The organism is Rhodococcus sp. NPDC079359 (assembly GCF_040702585.1).
GTDB lineage: Bacteria > Actinomycetota > Actinomycetes > Mycobacteriales > Mycobacteriaceae > Rhodococcoides.
In genome coordinates, this window is record NZ_JBFBLH010000001.1 from 557522 (window position 1) to 578440 (window position 20919).

Below are 20919 nucleotides of genomic sequence, written 5' to 3' on the forward strand. Positions count from 1 at the left end.
GAGGGGCGAGGAACCGGTTGTCGGTCGATCGCGTCCAACGAGGTATGACGCAGTGCAGCAGTTCGATCGATACCTGGAGAGACGGATCCGCCTACCGCATGAGCAGTAGGCGGATCGGTCGTTCGATATCAGGATATGCCCGGAGCGTCGGCGACTACGACTGCGAGCGGCCCGGATGTGACCCCGACGCTGCCGACCCCGATTAGTCGGGTGGGATCAGACCGTGTCCAGCTTTGACGCAGCGCCTGCATCGACGAACCAGACCGTCGATTCGGTGCCGAGCGCGCCTGCCGACGGGACGTCGTCGGAATCGGCTCCGCCCACCGCAGCGGCGACGGCGTCGGCTTTGTTCGCTCCCGAGACGAGCAACCACACGTGCTGTGCGCGGCGAACCGCAGGCAGCGTCAGTGTGATGCGCACCGGCGGGGGCTTGGGGGAGTCCTCGACCGCCACGACGAAGCGGTGCTGCTCACGCACTGCATCGGTGTGGGGGAAGAGTGAATTGATATGGCCTTCGCCGCCCATTCCGAGGAGATGGACGTCGAACCGGGGCGTCGGCTCACCCTCCGATCCGGAATGCAGGATCTGTGCGTACGTTGCGGCGGCCACCTCGGGGTCGCTGCCGTGTGGTCCGTCGGATGCGGCCATCCGGAACACCCGATCCGGGTGAACATCGACGTGATCGAGCAGCGCCTCCGAGGCCTGGACCTCGTTGCGTTCGGGATCACCCGAGGGCAGGAAGCGTTCGTCGCCGAAGTAGATGTCGACCTTGCCCCAGTCGATCGATCCGGAGTCCTCACGTAGCGCTTCCAGCAGCGCGATTCCGGTGCCACCACCGGTGAGCACCACCGATGCGGAGCCGCGCTCGGCCTGCGCGGCCGTGACCACGTCGACGAAGCGAGATCGTGCAGCGTCGACCAGGGCCTGCGCGTCCAAGTACTGGAGTACCGATGTCTTACTCATAGCTCACTTTCGACAGTCCGTGCAGGGCGAGTTCGTAGATCTCGTCCGTGTCGAGTCTGCGCAGTTCCTCGGCGAGGCACTCGCGAGTGTTGCGACGCGCCAGTGCGACCTCCGCGTCGGGCTGACCGGTGCGTCGCAGGGTTGCGGTCTTGCCGGTCTGCGGACGCGTCAGCGAGATGCTGCTGTTCTCTCTGATCAGCTCCACCTTCAGCTCACCCGCACGGCGGTGGACCGGCACGTCGAGTTTGGCGGCCAGCCAACCTGCCAGGATGTCGAGTGCGGGTTCTTCGGCCAGTCCGGACACAGTGGCCGAGACGACCGCCTCGAACGGAGCCTGGTCGAGCGCGGTGGCCAACAGGCCGCGCCAGTACGTGATGCGACTCCAGGAGAGATCGGTGTCGCCCTCGGTGTAGCTGCTGAGCCGACCCTTGATCGTCGCCGTGGTGTCGGGCGAGTTCGTGGCATCGGTGATCCGGCGAATTGCCAAGCGTCCCAGCGGATCCTTCGCTGGAACGGTCGGTGCCTCGTCCGGCCACCACGCCACGATCGGGGTATCGGGCAGCAGGAACGGGATCACCACACTGTGCTCGTGATCGGCGAGTTCGCCGTTCAGGCGCAACACCACGACCTCCGATGCACCGGCGTCTCCGCCCACACGGATCTGTGCGTCGAGGCTCGATTCTGCGGATCGGTCTCCGTGAATGAGCACGATGACGCGGCACGGATGCTCGCGGCTGGCCTCGTTCGCTGCGTCGATCGCCCGTTCGGCCTTGGCCGGATCACGGCTGGCGACGATCAGTGTCAGCACCCGGCCGATGGTCACCGCACCGCCTGCTTCGCGCACCTCCACCAACTTCTTGCCGACCTCGGCCGTCGTCGTGGCGGGGATGTCGACAATCACGGTCTTCTCCATTCGCGTCCGGTGCGGTGCATCATCTCGTCACCCGAGGAAGGCCCCCAGGTACCGGCTTCGTACGGTTCCGCGGTGCCGCCGGAAGCCCAGAATTCCAGAATGGGATCGAGGATCTTCCACGACAGTTCCACTTCGGCATTGACCGGGAACAGCGACGGCTCACCGAGCAGCACGTCGAGGATGAGGCGTTCGTACGCCTCGGGCGAGGATTCGGTGAACGCCTGGCCGTAGCTGAAGTCCATGCTGACGTCGCGCACCTGCATGCTCGAGCCCGGCACCTTGGAGCCGAACCGCATCGTCACGCCCTCGTCGGGCTGGACTCGGATCACCAACGCGTTCTGACCGAGTTCCTCGGTCATCGTGGCGTCGAACGGTAGGTGCGGAGCGCGTTTGAACACCATCGCGATCTCGGTGACTCGACGCCCGAGTGCCTTGCCGGTCCGAAGGTAGAACGGCACCCCACCCCAGCGTCGCGTATCCACCTCCAGGGTGATGGCGGCGTAGGTTTCGGTGTTCGACTCGGAGTCGAAACCCTCTTCCTCCTTGAGCCCCTTCACTTTCTGGCTGCCCTGCCACCCCGCGGAGTACTGACCGCGCGCCGAGGTTCGATCGAGTGGCTCGGCAAGTTTGGTTGCCGAGAGCACCTTGATCTTCTCCGACTGCAGTTCCTTGGGGTTGAAGCTGACCGGCTCCTCCATCGCGGTGATGGCGAGAAGCTGCAGAAGGTGGTTCTGGATGACGTCGCGGGCGGCACCGATTCCGTCGTAATACCCCGCGCGACCGCCCAATCCGATGTCCTCGGCCATCGTGATCTGAACGTGGTCGACGTAATGCGCATTCCAGATCGGATCGAACAGCTGGTTGGCGAAGCGCAGTGCCAGGATGTTCTGCACTGTCTCCTTGCCGAGATAGTGGTCGATCCGAAACACGGTGTCCTCGGGGAACACTCGGTTCACGACCGCGTTGAGCTCTTTCGCGCTCTGCAGATCGTGTCCGAACGGCTTCTCGATCACCACGCGTCGCCAATTGCCGTCCTTGCTCTGCGCCAGTCCCGAGCGCGAGAGCTGCTCGAGGACGACGGGGAACGCGCTGGGTGGGATGGACAGATAGAAGGCGTGATTGCCGCCGGTGCCGCGGGTCTCGTCGAGCTCGGTCAGTGTTCGTGACAGCTCGTCGAACGCGTCGTCGTCGTCGAAGGAGCCTTGGACGAACCGGAATCCCTCGGCGAGGGTGTTCCACACCTCCTCGCTGAACGGCGTTCGCGCGTGATCGCGCACGGAGTCGTGCACGATCTTGGCGAAGTCCTGGTTCTGCCATTCCCGCCGGGCAAACCCGACCAGGGCGAAACCGGGGGGTAGAAGCCCCCGGTTCGCCAGGTCGTACACCGCAGGCATGAGCTTCTTACGCGCGAGATCGCCGGTCACTCCGAAGATGACCATGCTGCACGGGCCCGCGATGCGGGGGAGCCGCTTGTCTCGCGCGTCGCGGAGAGGGTTGAGCCAGTCCGCGGAATGGAGAGGTTCGGTTTCTGCGGTGGGCACAGTCGATCAGCTCTTCTGACCTGCTTGGCGAAGCTGCTCGCCGGTGGCCTCGAGCAACTCGTTCCAGGCGGCCTCGAACTTCTGGACGCCTTCGTTCTCCAACGTCAGGAAGACGTCGGTGATGTCGATACCGAGCGCCGAGATGCGGTCGAAGATCTCCTGCGATTCCGGTCCCTTGCCCGAAACGGTGTCGCCGACGACCTCGCCGTGATCGGCAACCGCGTCCATGGTCTTCTCCGGCATCGTGTTCACCGTGTTCGGTGAGACGAGCTCGGTGACGTACATGGTGTCGGGGTAGGCGTCGGACTTCACGCCGGTCGACGCCCACAGCGGACGCTGCGGACGCGCGCCGCTACCGACGAGCTCGCGGAATCGAGGAGCGACCTCGAAGATCTGCTGGTACGCCACGTAGGCGAGGCGCGCGTTCGCCAGAGCGGCCTTGCCCTTGAGTGCCTCGGCATCGGGGGTGCCGATCGCATCGAGTCGGGAATCGATCTCGCTGTCCACGCGGGAGACGAAGAACGACGCGACCGAGTGGATCTTGTCGAGGTCGTGACCGGCTGCGCGCGCCTTTTCGAGACCCTCGAGGTAGGCGTTCATCACCAGTTCGTAGCGCTCGACGGAGAAGATCAGCGTGACGTTGACGCTGATTCCCTCGCCGATCACCTTGGCGATTGCGGGGATTCCGGCCTCGGTGGCCGGGATCTTGATGAGCAGATTCGGGCGGTCGACGATCTTCCACAGCTCGACGGCCTGCTCGTACGTCTTGTCGGCATCGTGCGCCATGCGGGGATCGACCTCGATCGACACCCGGCCGTCCACGCCTGCACTTGCCTCGTACTGAGGCATCAGGATGTCGCAGGCCTCGCGAACGTCGTCCGTGGTGACCGTGCGGATCGTGGTCTCGACGTCGGCACCTTCACCGGCGAGCTTGGTCACCTGCTCGTCGTAGGCATCGCCCGTGCTCAGGGCTGCCTGGAAGATCGACGGGTTGGTGGTCACTCCGACGACGCTCTTGGTGTCGATCAGGTCTTTCAGGTTGCCCGAGCGGATGCGATCACGGGACAGGTCGTCCAGCCATACCGAGATTCCGGCGGCGGAGAGCTCTGCGAGATTCTTGTTCTGGGTCATGAACTATCCCTTCACATTGGTGATGGAGCGCTGTGCGGCTGCGGTGACGGCCTCGGCCGTGAAGCCGAACTCGCGGAAAAGTGTTGCAGCGTCGGCAGATTCGCCGTAGTGCTCGAGCGAGATGATCTCGCCGAAGCCGCCGACGATCTTCCACCACGGCATCGCGATGCCGGCTTCGATCGACACCCGGGCCTTGACGGTGGGCGGGATCACCTGGTCGCGGTAGTTCTGATCCTGGCTCTCGAACCACTCGACGCACGGCATCGAGACGACGCGGGCGGCGATGCCCTGCGCCTCGAGCTGCTTCTGCGCCTCCACGGCGTACTGCAGCTCGGAGCCGGTGCCGATCAGGACGACGTCCGGGGTCGCCTTGGACGACTCGACGAGAATGTATCCACCCTTCGAGACGCCCTCGTAGCTGGTGCCCTCGAGAATCGGGATGCCCTGACGCGTCAGCGCGAGACCGACGGGTCCGCTGCTGCTGGACTTGGCCAGCACGGCCTGCCATGCGAATGCGGTTTCGTTGGCGTCACCGGGGCGTACCACCGACAGGTTGGGGATGGCCCGCAGCGCGGCGAGATGCTCGACCGGCTGGTGCGTCGGGCCGTCCTCGCCGAGGCCGATGGAGTCGTGCGTCCATACGTAGATGGGGTCGATGTCCATCAACGACGCGAGTCGAACTGCCGGCCGCATGTAGTCGCTGAACTGCATGAACGTTCCGCCGTAGGCACGGGTCGGGCCGTGCATGACGATGCCGGACAGGATGGCACCCATCGCGTGCTCACGGATGCCGAAGTGCAGCGTGCGGCCGTACGGCTCGGCATCCCAGTCGTCGGTGGAGATCGACGTGGGGCCGAAGGACTTCGCACCCTTGATCGTGGTGTTGTTGCTGCCGGCCAGGTCGGCGGAGCCGCCCCACAGCTCCGGGAGAACAGGTCCGACGGCGTTGAGGACCTCGCCCGACGCCGCACGCGTCGCGACGGCCTTGCTGCCGGGCTCCCAGGTGGGCAGAACGTCGGTCCAGTTCTCGGGCAACGTGCCCTGGGTCAGGCGGTCCAGCAGCTTCTTGCGCTCGGGCTCGCGCGCGGCCCAGGCGTCGAATTCGACGGTCCACTCGGCGTGGGCCGTACGGCCGCGTTCCTGAAGCTTGCGGGTGTGACCGATGACCTCGTCGGTGACCTCGAACGTCTTGGCGGGGTCGAAATCGAGTGCCTGCTTGACCTTCGCGATCTCCTCGTCGCCCAGTGCGGCACCGTGAACAGCACCGGTGTTCATCATGGTGGGGGCCGGGAAACCGATGATGGTGCGCAGGACGATGATCGACGGCTTGTCGGTGACGGCCTTGGCAGCCTCGACGGCCTCTTCGATCGCGGTGACGTTCTCGCCGCCCTCGACCACCTGGACGTGCCAGCCGTAGGCCTCGTAGCGCGCGGCGGTGTTCTCGCTGAGGGCGATGTCGGTGGAGTGCTCGATGGAGATCTTGTTGTCGTCGTAGAACAGGATCAGGTTGCCGAGCTGCTGTGTACCGGCCAGCGACGACGCCTCGGACGTGACGCCTTCTTCGATGTCTCCGTCGGAGGCGATCACGTAGATGAAGTGATCGAACGGGCTCTCGCCCAGAGCGGGCTCGGGATCGAACAGGCCACGCTCGCGGCGCGCCGCCATGGCCATGCCCACGGCGGAGGCGAGTCCCTGGCCGAGCGGACCGGTGGTGATCTCGACGCCGTCGGTGTGGCGAAACTCGGGGTGTCCGGGTGTCTTGGACTTGTAGGTGCGCAGTGCCTCGATGTCGGCGAGCTCGAGTCCGAAGCCGCCCAAATAGAGCTGCAGGTAGAGGGTCAGGCTCGAGTGCCCGCACGAGAGCACGAACCGGTCGCGGCCGATCCAGTGCGTGTCGGTGGGGTCGTGGCGCATGGTGCGCTGAAAGAGGGTGTAGGCGAGGGGAGCCAGGCTCATCGCGGTTCCGGGGTGGCCGTTGCCGACCTTCTGCACTGCGTCCGCTGCCAGAACACGAACGGTGTCGACCGCTCGGGTGTCCAGGTCCGTCCAGTCGCTCGGGTGGTGCGCCGTGGTGAGGACGTCAATATCGTCTGTGATCGACACGAGCAGAAATCTCCTGACATTCGTTCGAGTTGTGGCTCCGAGGAATCGTCGCTCGGCGGCGACTGCGATGCGCCTGGTTGGAGCACGCATGTGGTCGGTGCCGAAGGACGTCCTCCACCAGCCTAGTTCTGTCCGACCCTACTGTCGTGCCTTCCCCCGGGCGATTGCGCGGGGGTTACTCGTAGGCGACATATTCCTCACTTTGGGTGCCCTGCGAATTGGAGGTGCAAACCCAGCCGTCTACCATCGGTCGTAGTAGGCGTACGTTCGTCGGCTCCCGCGGTAGCAATTGCGGTCGGCCGCGCGTGCGCGCAGGCGCCGAACTGTCGCCATGGAGAGTCAACCGCGTGCCGGTGGCACGCGAGCAAGTGGCCGAGCGCCAGAGAACAACAGTCGTGCGAGGAGTAGCAGTGCGAATTGGGCAGCAGCCGGGCGGACACGGTTTCGCCGGCGGCCCCGGATTCGGAGCAGACGACACGGGTGAGCCCACGCAGGCCGCGCCGACGACGTCCGCCCCGCGCAGAGCATTCGCACTCTTTCTTGCGTATGTCGCGCTCACGAAGCCCCGGGTCATCGAACTCCTCCTCGTCACGACCATTCCGGCGATGCTGCTGGCCGACCGAGGAAACGTCGATCCGTGGCTGATCCTCACCACGCTCTTCGGCGGAATGCTGGCCGCGGCCAGCGCCAACACGCTGAACATGGTGGTCGACGCAGACATCGACAAGGTGATGAAGCGCACCGAGAAGCGCCCACTCGCCCGCGGTGCCATGCCCGTCTCGCACGCCCTGATCTTCGGGCTCGTCCTGGGTGTGTTCTCGTTCTTCTGGCTGTGGGCCACCACCAACATGCTCAGCGGTGTGCTTGCCGTCGTCACCATCTGCTTCTACATCTTCGTCTACACACTCGTGCTCAAGCGGCGCACCTCGCAGAACGTGGTGTGGGGTGGCGCGGCCGGTTGCATGCCGGTGATGATCGGCTGGTCCGCCGTGACCGGCACGATCGGGTGGCAGGCGCTGGTGATGTTCCTGGTCATCTTCCTGTGGACGCCGCCGCACACCTGGGCGCTCATGCTCCGCTACAAGGAGGACTACCAGGCCGCCAACGTGCCGATGCTGCCTGCGGTCGCCTCGGAAACCAAGGTCACCAAGCACATCGTGCTCTACGCGTGGGCCACCGTTGCCGCAACGCTCGCGTTGGCACCGGGCTCGGGCATCGTCTACGCGGCCGTCGCCGTGGCGTCGGGAGTGTGGTTCCTCGTCGTGGCGCACCGCCTGTACGCAGGCGTCCGAGCGGGAACTCCGGTCAAGCCCCTCAAGCTGTTCATTCTCTCCAACGAATACCTGGCACTGGTGTTCTGCGGCCTTGCCGTCGACTCGGTGCTCGGCTGGCAAACGCTCGCCCAGATCTTCTCCTGAGCGAGCGTCCGCCGAGAGCCGAATCAGGGAACCAGAACGATGGAGCCGGTCGTCCTGCGTGACTCGAGGTCGATGTGGGCCTTCCCCGCGTCCTCGAGTGCGTAGCGCGCACCGACCCGGACCGTGAGCGCTCCGCTTGCGATCGCTGCGAATACATCTCCGGCGCGCCACTCCAGTTCGGCTCTGTCCCGTATGTGATGCGCGAGCGTGGGCCTGGTCAGGAACAGAGATCCTGCGCCGTTCAGCCGCTGCGGATCCATGGGCGGGACCGGACCGCTCGCGGCACCGAACAGAGCCAGCGTGCCCCTGATTCGGAGCGACGCCAGACTTGCCTCGAACGTGTCCGCACCGACGCCGTCGTACACCGCATGGACGCCCTCGCCGTCGGTGATCTCGCGAACGCGTGCGGCGATGTCGTCGTCGTACCGGAGCACGTGCGCTGCGCCGGTCTGTTTCGACAGTTCGGCCTTCGCGTCCGTGGATACCGTCGTGATCACGTTCACGCCCTTGGTCACCGCCATCTGCGTCAACAGCAGTCCGACGCCTCCTGCGCCGGCGTGTACCAGGACGGTGTCACCCGGCTGGGCCGGGTAGGTGGATTCGATCAGATAGTGCGCCGTCATGCCCTGCAGCAGTGCCGAGGCGGCCTGATCGGCAGGAACGCCGTCGGGAACCGCGATGGCCGAGGAGGCGTCGACCAGGACGTATTCGGCGTAGCTACCCGGTGCTGCGGCCCAGGCGACGCGGTGTCCCGGCGCGAAGCCGGTGACGTCCGCTCCGAGTTGTTCGATCATCCCGGATCCTTCGTCGCCGGGAACGTACGGCAGCGCGCGGGGATACAGTCCGCGCCGAAAGTACGTATCGATGTAGTTGATGCCGATGGCGTCGATCCGGACCAGGAGTTGACCGGGTCCTGGTGTCGGTGTCGGAACGTTGACGACGTTCATGACCTCGGGTCCGCCGGTGTTGTCGATTCGAATGGCACGCATGAACACCGTTCTACACGGGCGCGTCGCACTGGGGTGTACAGATCTGCTCGATGCGCGCACGCGAGCGAAGTTACCGATCAGTAACGACTCGACGGGTCGATGCGGGGATCGTGAACGACCTCGGTATCGTGTCGGCATGGCTACCGAAATCGACAGTGCGGGCATCGAGAAGAACGAGTCGGACGAGGTTCCCAAGGGAACGCTCGCGGCCGTGAAGAGCTTTCTCGCCGACCACGGCAACTCTGCCAACGTGGTGATCCAGCCGGTCGGTCGGGCCGGGACTCGGCTCACCATGGTCGGTGCCGATGGAGTTCTGGGGGACCAGGTGGTGGCGACGACCGCCATCGCCCGCGCGATCGTCGACGGTCTCGACCAGTTGACCGAGGCCGAATGGGACCGCGAGCTGGTCAGTTCGGTCAATCCGGCACCCGGACACCACGAGAAGATGGCCGGGTGGGTGGCGAATCAGAAGAAGTTCCCGAAGGCGCGCAACCAGGCGATCGTCTGAGCGGAGACAAGTCGCAAAACTTGTTGGATCAGGCGGGAACCATCTCGGTACCCGGTGCGTCGAAGTCAGTGGAGGGGCAGTCGGCCATCTGAGGGGGAGGTCGGCTGCCCCTCCACCCTGTTCGAAGTTCGGCCGATCGTCAGGAGCGAACTGCAACGTCCTCGGCGGTCTCGATCTTCTCGGACGTTGCCGGGCCGCGAGTTCGGCAGGCCGCCCAGACGGCCGCGGTGGCGGCGGTACACGCGCCCGCACCGGCCACGTGGAAGGCGACGAGCACGGCCGGAACCCCGGTGAAGTACTGGACCAGTCCGATCAGAGACTGTGCGAGCACCAGAGCGATCAGGACGTTGAGTCGAAACGTGACCGCCTTCGGCGCACGCACTGCATACAGCGCGAATGCCAGTCCGACGAGCAACGCCAGGTAGCCGACGAGGAACTGCGAGTGCGCGTGCACCAGCGTCACGATCTCGATACCGAGGCGCGGTACCGGTTCCTCGATGCTCTTGTCGCCTGCGTGCGGACCGGCTCCGGTCACCATGGTGCCCGCGATCAGCACACCCGCCAGAGCAATCCCGGACAGTCCCGTCAGCGCTCGCAGAGCACCGGGCACCGTCGGCGTCGACTCCGATGCCGCATCGCTCTCGCCCACCTTGGCGTACAGCAGCGTGGCCAGCCACACCATCGCCATCGAGACGACGAGGTGAACGGCGACGGTCCACCACAGCAGTCCGGTCAGCACGGTGAATCCACCGATCACGGCCTGCACGACGGTACCGAGTGGCATCAGCCATGCGAAGAACAGCACTCCGCGACGACGCCGCGCCCTGGTGACGGCGATCACGACAGCGGCGGCCGCGAGAACGACCACGAATGTGAGCAGGCGATTGCCGAACTCCACGGCCTGATGCAGAATCGGCACCTCGGACACTCCGACGGGAGTGAAGCTACCGGGGAAGCATTGCGGCCACGTGGGGCAGCCGAGACCGGATCCGGTGACGCGAACGACTGCACCGGTGACGGCGATGCCGCCCTGCGTCAGGATTGCGATGAAAGCCAGAATTCGCTGCACACGAAGCGACGGCAGTGGCAGGAGATCGACGACGCGCAGGAATACGCCATAGAGCTTCCGTAGGAGGTAAGGCACTCCACGATGGTAAACGCCGATCAACTACAGAGCGTCGTTGGGTAGCGAGCGTGACTCAGGTGAACTTGAACGTGCGCACGGCGAGCGTGCTGCACACCGCAGCCCACACCAGCAGTACGACCACACCGAACACGTCGAACGACGACGCCACACCCCTGCTCAGTGCCTCGCCCAGTGCGCCGGACGGAACGATGCGTGCCACGTTCTGCAGTCCCTGGGGGATCTGGTCGTCTACGAACACCACGCTGCCGACGCCCAGCATCACGAACCAGGCGATGTTCGCCAGCGCCAACACGATCTCGGCGCGCAGGGTGCCGCCCAGCAGCAACCCCATGGACGCGAAGGTGACGGTTCCCAGAGCGATGATGACGGCACCGAGCAACAGACCCGTCACGCTCGGGCGCCATCCGAGAGCGACGCCGATCGAGCCGAGCAGAACCGACTGCAGAATCACCACGATCACCACGGCAGCGGATTTGCCGCCGATGATGCCCCAACGAGGGAGCGGTGTTGCCCCGAGCCTCTTGAGGGCACCGTAGCGACGATCGAACCCGACGGCGATCGCCTGCCCGGTGAACGCCGTCGACATGATGGCCACCATCATCACGGCCGGGACCACTCGGGCAACTCGGTCGTCGCCGAGCTCGCCGAAGGGCAGCAGGGTCAATCCGATCAGCAACGTGATCGGGATGAACATCGTCAGCAGCAACTGTTCACCGTTGCGCAGCAACAACTTCAGCTCGAGGCGGGTCTGCGCGAGCAACATACGTGCAGCCGACGCGGGCTGCGGGCGAGGCGTGAACAGACCTGTCTCGAATCGGTTGTCGGCGAGCCGGGCTTCTCTGCGCACGGTCACTTCCTCAATTCTCTGCCGGTCAGTTCGAGGAACACGTCCTCGAGGCGGCGCTGGTCGACCTGCAGTTCGGTCGCCAACACGTCCTGCTGTGCACACCAGGACGTGACGATCACCAGGATCTGCGGCTCGATCACACCGGCGACCACATAGGAACCGGGAGTCGGTTCCGACGGTACGTACCCCGGGGGAAGAGCCGCGTCGAGCATGGAGAGTTCGAGTCCAGGGGGTGCGGTGAAGCGCAGTTGGCCCTCGGCACCCTGCTTGGTCAGCTCCGAGGGAGTGCCCGAGGCGACGACGCGACCGTTGTCGATGATCGTCAGCCGGTCTGCGAGCTGCTCGGCCTCGTCCATCAGATGTGTCGTGAGCAGAATGCCGACTCCGTCGCGGCGCAGGGCGTCGATCAGCTCCCACACGAGCAGCCGGGCCTGGGCGTCGAGCCCGGCGGTCGGTTCGTCGAGGAACACCAGTTCGGGTCGTCCGACGATGGCGCAGGCCAGGGCGAGCCGCTGCTGCTGCCCACCGGAGAGCCGCCGGTACGGGGTGCGGACGGCCGAGGTGAGGCCGAGGCAGTCGAGCAGCCACGCCGGATCGAGGGGGTCGGCCGAGTACGAGGCGACGAGTTGGAGCATCTCGCCGGCTTTGGAACCGGGGTACGCACCTCCGCCCTGGAGCATGACGCCGATGCGTGGCCGCAGCTGCGCCGACTGCGCGACGGGGTCGAGTCCGAGGACTCGGACCGAGCCGCCGTCTGGTACGACGAATCCTTCGCACATCTCGACGGTGGTGGTTTTTCCGGCACCGTTGGGGCCCAGCAGTGCGAGAACCTCGCCGGGGCCGATGTTCAGGCTGAGTCCGTCGACGGCACTGACACCGTCGTACGACTTGCGTACGTCGGTCAGCTGTACGACAGGTTGCGTCGCGTCGGACGTCCCGGAGATCACGAGGACTCAGCGTATTCGTCTGCGCTGCGGTCGCGTGCCGGTGGTCCGGTGCGGGTGGGCCACGGCAGCCGGTTTCGCGTGAACAGGTAGAGCACTGCGATCGTCAGGATGGTCATGACTGCGGCCTGCACGATCTGGAACGGCTGGTACTCACTGCCGTTCGGCATCAGGATCACACTCACCAACGACGAGAAGGCGATGGCCGGACGCCGGAACGAGGAAGTGGTGGCCCATGCCGCCAGCGGAATCACCGCCCACAGCAGGTACCAGGGTTGGACCACGGGGAACAACAGGACGACGGCACCGAGCGCGACGCCGAGTGCGCCGACCGGATGCAGACGGCCGCGCAGAACGGCGATGAGCATGCGGACGACGATGATTCCCGCGACGACGGCAGCGATCGGGCGAGTGAGACCCAACACAGCGGTGGTGTGGTCGCCGAGGCCGAGGAGTACGCCGACGAAACCGGTGCCCAGCCCGAGAATCGTGGGAATCGACATCCAGCTGCGCACCACGCCGGCGGTCCCCAGAGTGTTGATCCAGCCGAAGCCGAGCCCACTGCCCAGGCTCACCGCGACTTGGACCGCGACGGCTATCGAGCCGAGCAGGATTGCGGCGTACACCACGGATCTGAGGGTCCCGCCCCACCTCCTCGACAGGGCCATCCCCACGAAGCCGAGCGCGATGAGCGAGGGAATCTTGATCGAAGACGACAGCGCGATCAAGCCTGCACCGCCGACGAGGAACGCGATATCGCTGTTGCGGAGGGGACCCGAGCGCTCGATCGCGCGAAGCGCCAGTTCGGTACCGGCCAGCATCAGCCCGATCATCAGGGCCTCGTTGTGGATACCGGCCACCAGATGGAAGAGCAGCAACGGATTCGCGGCACCGAGCCACAGTGCCGTCACCGACGCAACCCCGCAGCGTCGGGCGAGGCGGGGCAGCGACCAGACGATCAACGCCACGCCCGCCAATGCGAGCAGGCGATGCAGAAAGATGCCGGCGACGATGTTCTCGCCGGTCAGGTACGTGATGCCACGCCCCATCCACAGGAACAGCGGGCCGTAGGGTGCCGGGGTCTCCCGCCAGATGTTGGGAACCGTTCGGGTCAGTACGTTGTCGGCCCCGAGTGCATCGACCGGACCGACCTCGTACGGGTCGAGTCCGCGTGCGGTGATCTCGCTCTGAGCCAGGTACGAGTAGACGTCGCGCGAGAACATCGGCGGTGCCACGCACAACGGCAGGATCCACAGCAGCAACGTGCGGTCCATCTGGGAGCGGGTGAGTCGCCGCGGGGTCGCTCCCGATCGCAAGCGTCCCAACGCGAATCTTCCCAGCAGCAACCACGCGAGCACCACGATGACGGTTCCGGTCATCGTGACGGTCAGTGCGGTGGTCGCCATCCGGGACGGCAGGCTCAGGAGTCGGACGCCTGCGATCGGGTTCTGCAGCACCGGCTGCGCGCCTGCGCCGAGTGCTCCGATCGCCATCAGCAGTGCGCCCGCGGCGCCGAAACGGCGGATGTTCCTGAGCTGGTTCGTCTCCGCCGGATTCAGCCCCGGTGCCTCCTGCTCGTCTCCGTGCAGGGTTGCCACCACCCCGCCCGGAGGCGTGGGCTCGAGGCCGATGACTCGACGTGCCGGGGCCACGACGAACCTGTGGACGAGTGCGGCCGGCGTGGACTTCGATGTGCCGGACACCGGGGGAGAACCGGGACCGCCCGCGGAAGGTGAGCTCTCGAAACTGGGCTCACTGTCGGTCGATGGCACAGTGGGAGCGTAGCGGGGCACTCGGTCACCACCTGCACGGTGCTCCACCCGACGACATGCGCATCGGCCACCGCGCTGGGTGAGTAGCCCGCATAGGGCACCCTTGCTGGACCGAGTACAGCAATTCCGTCACACTGGTGTTGTGAAAACAACCGAGAGCTCGCTCGTGCGTCCGGGAAGTGTCGAGTCGTCGGCCTCCGGCGCAGGCGTTTCGTCGGTGCGACCCACGTCGGCGCCCGAGGGGCAGACGCGGAGCGCTGTGGTCACGCTGCTGCTGGAGGAAGGCCCCATCACCGCCTCCGACATCGGCACTCGACTGGGGTTGAGCGCGGCGGGTGTCCGACGTCACCTGGACGCACTCATCGACGCGGGCGAGGCCCGCATCACAACCCCCGCAGGTGCCCGGCAACGGGGCCGAGGCCGACCGGCGAAGCACTTCCAGCTCACCGCAGCCGGGCGTAACCGTCTCGGCCACACCTACGACGATCTTGCCGGTGCCGCCATGCGGCAGTTACGCAAGATCGGCGGGGACGCGGCCATCGAGACATTCGCGCGGCAACGCGTCAACACCATCGTGGCCGACGTGGAGCCGGCCACGGGTTCCGATGCGCATGCCGTGGAGGACGCTGCCGACCGGATCGCCGACGCGTTCAGCGCGGCGGGCTTTTCTGCCACCACCCGTCAGGTGGGCAACGGTGTGCAGATCTGCCAGCACCACTGCCCGGTGTCGCACGTCGCCTCCGAGTTTCCGGAGCTGTGCGAGGCCGAGCAAACCGCGTTCGCCGAGATCCTCGGCACGCACGTGCAGCGTTTGGCGACCATCGCAAACGGCAATTGCGCCTGCACGACGCACGTACCGCTGTCACCGACGCGGTACTCGAACACCGATAGTTCCGACAAGAAGACTCCCGACGCGCAGCCCCGTGTCGGAGAACGCCCACGCCTCCGGAAGGAGCCCGCATGACCGTCACACCAGACCAGGTGACACCCACCGCGCCGCTGACCCAGGACGAGACCATCGCCTCGCTCGGCACCTACGGATACGGCTGGGCCGACTCGGACGTAGCCGGTGAAAGTGCCAAGCGCGGTCTTTCCGAGGCCGTCGTTCGGGACATCTCGCAGAAGAAGAGCGAGCCCGAGTGGATGCTCGAGGCACGCCTGAAGGCGCTCAAGACGTTCGAGCGCAAGCCGATGCCGAACTGGGGTTCCAACCTCGACGGCATCGATTTCGACAACATCAAGTACTTCGTGCGGTCCAGCGAGAAGCAGGCTGCCACGTGGGAAGACCTGCCGGAAGACATCAAGAACACGTACGACAAGCTCGGCATCCCCGAGGCGGAGAAGCAGCGCCTCGTCTCCGGTGTCGCTGCTCAGTACGAGTCCGAGGTGGTCTACCACTCGATCCGTGAGGACCTCGAGGCCCAGGGAGTGTTGTTCCTCGACACCGACACCGCCCTGAAGGAGCAGCCGGAGCTGTTCCGGGAGTACTTCGGCACCGTCATCCCCGCAGGCGACAACAAGTTCTCCGCATTGAACACCGCGGTGTGGTCCGGTGGATCCTTCATCTACATCCCGCCGGGCGTCCACGTGGACATCCCGCTGCAGGCCTACTTCCGGATCAACACCGAGAACATGGGTCAGTTCGAGCGCACGCTGATCATCGTCGACGAGGGTGCCTACGTGCACTACGTCGAGGGCTGCACCGCACCGATCTACAAGTCGGATTCGCTGCACTCCGCCGTGGTCGAGATCATCGTCAAGAAGGGTGGTCGCTGCCGCTACACGACCATCCAGAACTGGTCGAACAACGTCTACAACCTCGTCACCAAGCGTGCCAAGGCCGAGGCGGGCGCAACCATGGAGTGGGTCGACGGCAACATCGGCTCCAAGGTCACCATGAAGTACCCGGCCGTCTGGATGACCGGTGAGTACGCCAAGGGTGAGGTTCTCTCGGTCGCGTTCGCAGGCCCGGACCAGCACCAGGACACCGGCTCGAAGATGCTGCACCTGGCACCGCACACGTCCTCGAACATCGTCAGCAAGTCCGTCGCTCGCGGCGGTGGCCGGACGTCGTACCGCGGTCTGATCCAGATCAACAAGGGTGCGCACGGCTCGCGCTCGACGGTCAAGTGCGACGCGTTGCTCGTCGACACGATCAGTCGTTCCGACACGTACCCGTACGTCGACATCCGCGAGGACGACGTGTCGATGGGCCACGAGGCCACCGTCTCGAAGGTCAGCGACGATCAGTTGTTCTACCTGATGAGCCGCGGCATGACCGAGGACGAGGCCATGGCGATGGTCGTGCGCGGCTTCGTCGAGCCGATCGCTCGCGAACTGCCGATGGAATACGCGCTCGAGCTCAACCGGCTCATCGAGCTGCAGATGGAAGGGTCGGTCGGATAAGTGAACAACCCCCTCACCGGAGTCATGGGTGCTGTGGCATCCGAGAATCCAGAGTCGGCCAAGGAAGACAAGTCGAAGCTCGTCGAGAACAAGGGCACTCAGTTCACGTCCTACGACGTGAATGCATTCGAGATCCCGTCCGGCCGTGACGAGCTGTGGCGTTTCACGCCGCTGCGTCGGCTGCGCGGCTTGCACGACGGTTCCGCTGTCGCCGACGGGGCCGCTCGGGTCACCGTCGGCGCCCCGGAGTCGGTGGTCGTGGAGACCGTCGGCCGCGACGACGAGCGACTGGGCAAGGCCGGTGTCCCGGCCGATCGTATTGCCGCACAGGCATTCTCGGCGTTCACCGAGGCCACGATCGTCTCCGTGCCGAACGAGGTCGAGGTGGCCGATCCGATCGAGATCACCGTCGACGGTCCCGGGGTCGACCACGTCGCCTACGGCCACGTGCAGATCAGGCTCGGCACGTTCGCTCGCGCCACCGTCGTGATCGACCAGCGGGGTAGCGGAACGTACGCCGAGAACGTCGAGTTCGTTCTCGGTGACAGCTCGCAGTTGCACGTCGTACTGATCCAGGACTGGCAGTCCGACGCCGTGCACGTCGCCGCACACCACGCGATGCTCGGACGCGACGCCGTGCTGCGGCACTACAACGTCAGTCTCGGCGGCGACCTGGTGCGCATCAGCCCGACCGTGCGCTACAGCGCACCCGGCGGCGACGCGAACATGCTCGGTGTGTATTTCGCCGACGCAGGCCAGCACCTCGAGCAGCGACTGCTCGTCGACCATTCGGCACCGCATTGCAAGTCCAACGTGATGTACAAGGGCGCGCTGCAGGGCGAAACCGGACCCGGAACCGTCGACGCGCACACCGTGTGGATCGGCGATGTTCTGATCCGAGCCGAGGCCGAGGGCACCGAGACCTACGAGCTCAACCGGAACCTGGTCCTGACCGATGGCGCTCGCGCCGACTCGGTGCCGAACCTAGAGATCGAGACCGGGGAGATCGTCGGAGCAGGCCACGCCAGCGCCACCGGCCGGTTCGACGACGAGCAGCTGTTCTACCTGCGCGCTCGTGGCATCTCGGAGGAGGTTGCTCGCCGACTCGTCGTCCGGGGCTTCTTCCACGAGATCATCGACAAGATTCCGGTCCCCGCCGTACGCGAGCGTCTCGACGCCGCCATCGAGACCGAACTCGCCGTCGCCGGCGCGTAGGTCTCACCCGAACCTTTCTCGACTGCACAAAGGAACTGTGATGTCCACACTCGAAATCCGCGATCTGCACGTCAGCGTCGCCAACTCCGACTCGACCGCGGAGCCCATCAACATCCTCAAGGGTGTCGACCTCACCGTGAAGTCCGGTGAGACGCACGCGATCATGGGGCCCAACGGTTCCGGCAAGTCCACGCTGTCCTACGCCATCGCAGGCCACCCCAAGTACACGGTGACCTCCGGCACCATCACCCTCGACGGTGAAGACGTGCTCGAGATGAGTGTCGACGAGCGCGCTCGTGCCGGCCTGTTCCTGGCGATGCAGTACCCGGTGGAGGTGCCCGGCGTCTCGATGTCGAACTTCCTGCGTACCGCCGCCACCGCCGTGCGCGGTGAGGCCCCCAAGCTTCGGCACTGGGTCAAGGAAGCCAAGACCGCCATGAGCGAGTTGGAGATCGAGGCCAACTTCCTCGAGCGCAACGTCAACGAAGGCTTCTCCGGCGGCGAGAAGAAGCGTCACGAGATTCTCCAGCTGGGACTGCTCAAGCCGAAGATCGCCATCCTCGACGAGACCGACTCCGGCCTCGACGTCGATGCTCTGCGCGTGGTGTCCGAGGGCGTCAACAAGTACAAGGAGCGTGAAGACGGCGGAGTGCTGCTGATCACGCACTACACCCGCATCCTGCGCTACATCAAGCCCGACTTCGTCCACGTCTTCGTCAACGGCGAAATCGTGAAGTCCGGCGGTGCAGAGCTGGCCGACGAGCTCGAAGCCAACGGATACGCCGGTTACGCGCAGGCCGCGACCACCGGAGCATGAGTATGGCTGCACCCGCAGCTGCGGCGGTGGCGACATCGTTCGATGTCGCCACGGTTCGTCGCGATTTCCCCATCCTCTCGCGCACCGTCCGCGACGGGAAGCCGTTGGTGTACCTCGATTCCGGTGCCACCTCGCAGCGGCCCGTGCAGGTACTCGACGCCGAGCGTGAGTTCCTGACCACGTGCAACGCCGCTGTGCATCGCGGGGCGCATCAGTTGGCCGAAGAGGCCACCGACGCCTACGAAGGTGCGCGCGCGGCCATCGCGTCGTTCGTCGGGGCGGATGTCGACGAGATCGTGTTCACCAAGAACGCGACCGAGTCGCTCAACCTCGTGACGTACGTGCTTGCCGATCAACGATTCGATCGTCACCTCGGTCCCGGCGACGAGATCGTCGTCACCGAACTCGAGCACCACGCCAATCTCGTTCCGTGGCAAGAGCTTGCTGCTCGAACCGGTGCAACGCTGCGCTGGTATGGCGTGACCGACGACGGACGCATCGATCTCGACTCGCTCGAATTGTCTTCCGCCGTCAAGGTTCTCGCCTTCACGCATCAATCGAACGTGACCGGCGCGGTGGCCCCGGTCGAGGAATTGGTCCGTCGAGCCAGGGCGGTCGGTGCGCTCGTCGTCCTCGACGCATGCCAATCGGTGCCACACATGAAGGTCGATTTTCACGCGCTCGATGTCGACTACGCCGCGTTCTCGGGTCACAAGATGCTCGGTCCCTCGGGAGTGGGCGTGCTCTACGGCAAGGCTGCGCTCCTCGCGGCGATGCCTCCGTTCATCACCGGCGGTTCGATGATCGAGACCGTCACCATGGAGAAGACGACGTTCGCAGCGCCTCCGCAACGATTCGAGGCCGGGGTTCCCATGACCTCGCAGGTCGTCGGACTCGGGGCCGCTGTGCGGTACCTGGAGAACATCGGCATCGACGTCATCGCCGCGCACGAAAAGGCTTTGGTCGCAGCAACTCTCGCTGAGTTCGCAAAAATCGACGGTGTTCGCGTGATCGGCCCGACCGAGAACGTCGACCGCGGTTCGGCAGTGTCGTTCGTGGTCGACGGCATTCACGCCCACGACCTCGGACAGATCCTGGACGACGAGGGCGTCGCCATTCGCGTCGGGCATCACTGCGCGTGGCCCTTGCACCGACGGTTCGGTGTGGCTGCGACAGCGCGTGCCTCGTTCGCGCTGTACAACACGGTCGAGGAAGTGCAGGTTCTCGCACAGGCGATTCGCCGCGCACAATCGTTCTTCGGAACCGCTCGCTCCGACGATCACGGCGGGGGAGGGCAGCTCTAGATGCGGATGGAACAGATGTATCAGGAAGTGATCCTCGATCACTACAAGCACCCGCACGGCCGCGGACTGCGTGAGCCGTTCGGCGCGGAGGTCCACCACGTCAACCCCACCTGCGGCGACGAGGTCACCCTGCGCGTGCAGATCGAGGATGGCGCCGTTGCAGACGTCTCGTACGACGGCCAGGGTTGCTCGATCAGTCAGGCAGCGACGTCCGTTCTCACCGATCAGGTCGTCGGCCTGAGCGTGGCCGACGCGCTGAAGACGGTCGACGCGTTCAGCGACATGGTCGGCAGCAGAGGTACCGTCGAGGGTGACGAGGACGTCATCGGCGATGGCATTGCGTTCGCCGGTGTGGCCAAGTATCCGGCTCGCGTGAAGTGCGCATTGCTGGGTTGGATGGCTTTCAAGGACGCGGTTGTTCAAGTAGTGGACGCAGATTCGACAGCCACGACGGGCGAGACCGCCCAGTCGGCACTTTCCGGAGGACAGCAATCATGACCGAAGCAACAGAGACGACGCAGGCAGTGACGACTACAGCCGAGACCACGCCGGTGGAATTGACCGCCGACGAGATCAAGGTGCTCGAGGACCTCGAAGAAGCGATGCGCGACGTCGTCGATCCCGAGCTCGGAATCAATGTCGTCGATCTGGGACTGGTGTACGACATCAAGATCGACGCCGACGACATCGTGACCGTCGACATGACGCTCACCTCGGCGGCATGCCCGTTGACGGACGTCATCGAGGATCAGGCGCGGGGCGCGCTCGTGCGCAGCGGACTGGCCGCCGATCTCAAGATCAACTGGGTCTGGATGCCGCCATGGGGCCCGGACAAGATCACCGACGACGGTCGCGAGCAGCTCAGGGCCCTCGGCTTCACCGTCTGACGCACGGCCGAATC

Annotated in this window: 19 protein-coding genes; 9 read left to right on the forward strand and 10 right to left on the reverse strand. The window is 65.4% G+C overall.

Translation table 11 applies throughout. The features are described 5' to 3' along the window. Positions 1-216: 216 nt before the first annotated feature. Genes pgl through tkt form a run of 5 tightly spaced genes read right to left on the reverse strand, consistent with a single transcriptional unit; the run spans position 217 to position 6651 of the window. Positions 217-963 carry a 6-phosphogluconolactonase gene (gene pgl / locus AB0362_RS02680; RefSeq protein WP_366234762.1) on the reverse strand — a complete coding sequence of 249 codons (747 nt, stop codon included), beginning with the start codon at positions 961-963 and terminating at the stop codon, positions 217-219. Beyond that, entirely contained in the window at positions 956-1864 is a 909-nt protein-coding gene (opcA, locus tag AB0362_RS02685) for a glucose-6-phosphate dehydrogenase assembly protein OpcA (RefSeq protein ID WP_170946023.1), read from the reverse strand. Before opcA ends, pgl begins: the two co-directional genes overlap by 8 nt. After that, a complete protein-coding gene (gene zwf / locus AB0362_RS02690) occupies positions 1861-3417 on the reverse strand; it encodes a glucose-6-phosphate dehydrogenase (protein WP_094615170.1) in 1557 nt (518 codons plus the stop codon). Before zwf ends, opcA begins: the two co-directional genes overlap by 4 nt. A gap of 6 nt (positions 3418-3423) precedes the next feature. Next, entirely contained in the window at positions 3424-4548 is a 1125-nt protein-coding gene (gene tal, locus AB0362_RS02695; RefSeq protein ID WP_317784684.1) for a transaldolase, read from the reverse strand. Between the two features lie 3 nt (positions 4549-4551). Continuing rightward, complete coding sequence (gene tkt / locus AB0362_RS02700; RefSeq protein WP_149405827.1) at positions 4552-6651, reverse strand: transketolase; 2100 nt, start codon at positions 6649-6651, stop codon at positions 4552-4554. A gap of 410 nt (positions 6652-7061) precedes the next feature. Here tkt and AB0362_RS02705 point away from each other — a divergent pair, with 410 nt between their 5' ends. Next, the gene (locus AB0362_RS02705; protein WP_366234763.1) at positions 7062-8069 is read left to right on the forward strand and encodes a heme o synthase; all 1008 of its coding nucleotides are present in this window, start codon (positions 7062-7064) and stop codon (positions 8067-8069) included. 23 nt (positions 8070-8092) lie between these two features. On the opposite strand, the gene AB0362_RS02710 is transcribed toward AB0362_RS02705, so the two are convergent. Continuing rightward, positions 8093-9058 carry a quinone oxidoreductase gene (locus AB0362_RS02710; RefSeq protein ID WP_366234764.1) on the reverse strand — a complete coding sequence of 322 codons (966 nt, stop codon included), beginning with the start codon at positions 9056-9058 and terminating at the stop codon, positions 8093-8095. A 136-nt stretch (positions 9059-9194) separates the two neighbouring features. Between AB0362_RS02710 and AB0362_RS02715 the strand changes: the two genes are divergently transcribed. Further along, positions 9195-9566 (forward strand): hypothetical protein, encoded by a 372-nt coding sequence (locus AB0362_RS02715; protein ID WP_366234765.1) that lies wholly within the window; start codon positions 9195-9197, stop codon positions 9564-9566. Between the two features lie 139 nt (positions 9567-9705). Here AB0362_RS02715 and AB0362_RS02720 read toward each other — a convergent pair whose 3' ends face one another. Genes AB0362_RS02720 through mptB form a run of 4 tightly spaced genes read right to left on the reverse strand, consistent with a single transcriptional unit; the run spans position 9706 to position 14156 of the window. Continuing rightward, the gene (locus tag AB0362_RS02720; RefSeq protein ID WP_366234766.1) at positions 9706-10710 is read right to left on the reverse strand and encodes a heme A synthase; all 1005 of its coding nucleotides are present in this window, start codon (positions 10708-10710) and stop codon (positions 9706-9708) included. 55 nt (positions 10711-10765) lie between these two features. Next, on the reverse strand, positions 10766-11566 hold the full coding sequence (locus AB0362_RS02725; protein ID WP_366234767.1) for an ABC transporter permease: 801 nt from the start codon (positions 11564-11566) through the stop codon (positions 10766-10768). Further along, positions 11563-12507, reverse strand: a complete 945-nt coding sequence (locus AB0362_RS02730) for an ABC transporter ATP-binding protein (protein ID WP_366234768.1) — start codon at positions 12505-12507, stop codon at positions 11563-11565. The genes AB0362_RS02725 and AB0362_RS02730 overlap by 4 nt, the downstream gene beginning before the upstream one ends. After that, complete coding sequence (gene mptB / locus AB0362_RS02735; protein WP_317784741.1) at positions 12504-14156, reverse strand: polyprenol phosphomannose-dependent alpha 1,6 mannosyltransferase MptB; 1653 nt, start codon at positions 14154-14156, stop codon at positions 12504-12506. The genes AB0362_RS02730 and mptB overlap by 4 nt, the downstream gene beginning before the upstream one ends. Positions 14157-14382: 226 nt before the next feature. Here mptB and AB0362_RS02740 point away from each other — a divergent pair, with 226 nt between their 5' ends. From AB0362_RS02740 to AB0362_RS02770, 7 genes are read left to right on the forward strand one after another with little or no spacing between them, the layout of a single operon-like run. Then, on the forward strand, positions 14383-15240 hold the full coding sequence (locus AB0362_RS02740; RefSeq protein WP_082898612.1) for a metalloregulator ArsR/SmtB family transcription factor: 858 nt from the start codon (positions 14383-14385) through the stop codon (positions 15238-15240). After that, positions 15237-16682 (forward strand): Fe-S cluster assembly protein SufB, encoded by a 1446-nt coding sequence (sufB, locus tag AB0362_RS02745; protein ID WP_032377835.1) that lies wholly within the window; start codon positions 15237-15239, stop codon positions 16680-16682. The genes AB0362_RS02740 and sufB overlap by 4 nt, the downstream gene beginning before the upstream one ends. Before the next feature lie 24 nt (positions 16683-16706). Next, on the forward strand, positions 16707-17897 hold the full coding sequence (sufD, locus tag AB0362_RS02750; protein ID WP_317784742.1) for a Fe-S cluster assembly protein SufD: 1191 nt from the start codon (positions 16707-16709) through the stop codon (positions 17895-17897). A gap of 40 nt (positions 17898-17937) precedes the next feature. Then, on the forward strand, positions 17938-18714 hold the full coding sequence (gene sufC, locus AB0362_RS02755) for a Fe-S cluster assembly ATPase SufC (protein ID WP_094641863.1): 777 nt from the start codon (positions 17938-17940) through the stop codon (positions 18712-18714). A gap of 2 nt (positions 18715-18716) precedes the next feature. Then, entirely contained in the window at positions 18717-20018 is a 1302-nt protein-coding gene (locus tag AB0362_RS02760) for a cysteine desulfurase (protein WP_317784691.1), read from the forward strand. Then, positions 20019-20516: a Fe-S cluster assembly sulfur transfer protein SufU gene (sufU, locus tag AB0362_RS02765; RefSeq protein ID WP_366234769.1), complete on the forward strand. Its 498-nt coding sequence runs from the start codon at positions 20019-20021 to the stop codon at positions 20514-20516. It begins immediately after the preceding gene. Beyond that, positions 20513-20905, forward strand: coding sequence for a metal-sulfur cluster assembly factor (locus tag AB0362_RS02770; RefSeq protein ID WP_269594145.1), 393 nt, complete (start codon positions 20513-20515; stop codon positions 20903-20905). The genes sufU and AB0362_RS02770 overlap by 4 nt, the downstream gene beginning before the upstream one ends. Positions 20906-20919: the final 14 nt, after the last annotated feature.